General features: G+C 46.5%; 2 protein-coding genes. Both read right to left on the bottom strand.

What is annotated here, in order from left to right; all coding sequences use genetic code 11:
• Positions 1–76 precede the first annotated feature (76 nt).
• Complete coding sequence (locus QUB12_RS37025) at positions 77–1,555, bottom strand: O-antigen ligase family protein (RefSeq protein ID WP_333311069.1); 1,479 nt, start codon at positions 1,553–1,555, stop codon at positions 77–79.
• A gap of 43 nt (positions 1,556–1,598) precedes the next feature.
• Positions 1,599–2,444, bottom strand: coding sequence for a YaaW family protein (locus tag QUB12_RS37020; RefSeq protein ID WP_333311067.1), 846 nt, complete (start codon positions 2,442–2,444; stop codon positions 1,599–1,601).
• Positions 2,445–2,603: the final 159 nt, after the last annotated feature.

Here is a 2,603-nt window from a genome sequence, read left to right as displayed (position 1 = left end):
GATGCCCGATGCCCGATGCCCGATGCCCGATGCCCGATGCCCGATGCCCGATGCCCGATGCCCGATGCCCGATGCCCTATTCCCTCTGGCTGACTCCGCAAATTGCGGCTAACAGCAACCAGCTTGTAGTATTGAGTCGAAAATCAAACAGCGTCACATCTACAGTGTTAAAAAGCGTACAGGCGACGAAGGCTAATAAATAACTGAAAAAAATTAGGCGATCGGCCGCTCTTACATCTTGACAAACAACCTGATTTTTGCTATTAATTATAGATTTTGGATTGAACAATAAAGCATTTTCCGCTACTTCCTGTGTTGCTATTTGCTCGTGTTTGATATCTGCAGAAAAAAGCGGCCAATTCGCCAGCAGCAAAACACCCCTAGCCAAAACCCAACCAACTAAACCCAACAACAAAAGCGTTGCGGGTATCCCCGTTTCCGCAGTCAACATCAGTATCAAACTGTGAGGATGACCAAGCCATTCTTGCATCTGAGCTTGATAGAGAGGCGTAAAATTTCGCAATCCCCAACCAGTCCAAGGACGCTGCTGAGTCATCGACCAAGCAAATTCCCACTGAGTAGTTCTCAAAGTAGCTGTCGGCCGATTTGGGAACATTTCGTCGGTGAGTCTAGCCCAGAAAAAAGCCGGAACAATTCTTCGTAAAGATTGCCGCAGTGGTTCCGGGCCAAAGGCAGACAAAAAAACTGTGCTAGCTACACTAAAAACCGCAGCTAATAATTTTTTATAACCCGCATAAAATGCAAAAGCCAAAACTGCCAAAACTGCCAGACCCCAAGCATTGCGAGAATTAGTAAAAATCAAAGCAACAGCATTTCCGATCACTGCCAAACTTAAAAATAGGAATTGGGAATTGGGAATTGGGAATTGGGAATTGGTAAGTGGTGACGACTGACAACTGCCAACTGACAACTGACAACTGCCTTCTTCCATCCACAGTCCCAGTGCTAAAGTAAAAGCAATTGTCAGATAGCAAGCTAAAATATTAGCGTACATAAATACAGAAGCCATGCGGCCGGGGGGATTGCCTTTGGGTTCGAGTACCCAGCCAAAAACAGGCTGCAATTGATCGATGCCACTCCAACCTAAAAATTGCTGTCCCAGGCCTAAAATTATCACTGGGATTGAACTAATTACAATCACCCAAGACAATTGCCGCAATTGAGGCAGAGTTTGAATTAAACTGCTAAAAGCGGCAAACAATATAAAGAACGGCAAGAAATTGTACAACCCTATAAAAGCCTCGATGCGGTTGTGGGCAAAAACCGCTGTGATGACTAGCAGCGCGCTTAGAATTGCGAATCCTCGATTCAACGGGCGGCGACTAATTTGACGGAACTTTTGCTTCCAAGTGCCGGCCAATCCCAGGAATAAACCTAAAGCTCCCAAAATGGGAATTAAGGGAAAAATTAGCATCCCCACTTGGGCGAAATTCCAAGGAATTTGCAGGCGGGGATCGGGATGTTTTTGGAGGCGAGACTTGAGATTTTCGGCTGTCTGTTTGGCAGCTAATTTCAACCGATTTTTGATATTCACCCACACTCCCAATCTCAAATCTAAAATCTACAATTTACCATCGTTAAGCTAGTTCCCAAACGCATTCCGATCGCGTCAGGCGTATTTGAGCTAGGGCAAAAATGGTCGGGATAATGCGGCCGTAGTTCGTGGAAATTGATCGCCAACCCAAATCCGCTAAAAACCAAGTCCACATCACCGGGCCGACTAACGAAAATACGCTCCGCGTTGCACCGTAACGAGCCGCACTCACCGCCATACCGCGCCGCGCCGTCTGAATGGCGACATAATTTTGAAACTGGGTTGCTGCAGTTGCAGTGCCTGCAAGCACTCCTTGTTTTGCCATTTGATAGGTGGCAAAATGCAGCGCAAATTGATTGGCCATTAGTTTAAGCAGCATTGGTTTTAAGATGGAACTAACAGCTAAAGCGCTGCCGCCTTTGAACAGTAAACCCAGCGGGTCTTTTTCAGCAGAAATTGGCAGGGGTTCTGAGAGTTTAGAATCAACGATCGCTCGCTGTACGCGCAGTGTCAGCGCTTGCTGTTCATCTGCAGGTAAACGCTTCCACGCGCGGCCCATTAAGTGCAGAAATACTTCTGCCTCTAAGTCGGTGGTTGACAACTGTCTGGGATAAGGGATTTTGAGATAGCGACAAACTTGAATTAGTGCTTGTCTGTAAGTTACTTGTTGGGTTCGCCCTCTGAGTACCGTCAACCCGTCGGCTGCAAGATAGCGAAACCGCTGTTCTACGGCGTCGAGCCATGCTTCGCGATCGCGACTTTGTACATCTATCGGTGCGGGGGTTTGCACGTAATCTAAAGGGTTAAACTTGCGGCTGAACAGAAGTTCTGTTAGTTGCTGCAATTCTTCTTCTGTTGTCAATTCGAGTGCTGCTCTGAGTTCGTCCAAAATTTTGCCCTCCCCTATGCGATTTTAGATTTTAGATTTTAGATTTTAGATGACGGCTGGTTGACAACCATTAGGATTTAGGATGGGAGCATCTCATATTTGTAAAAATACTTCTTCTGGCTCCTTCCTTCTTCTGGCTCCTTCCTTCTTCTTCTTTCC

It is taken from the genome of Microcoleus sp. B7-D4 (assembly GCF_036705125.1).
GTDB lineage: Bacteria > Cyanobacteriota > Cyanobacteriia > Cyanobacteriales > Microcoleaceae > Microcoleus.
The sequence above is the reverse complement of the archived record's forward strand: the minus strand, read 5'-3'. Positions and strand labels throughout refer to the sequence as shown.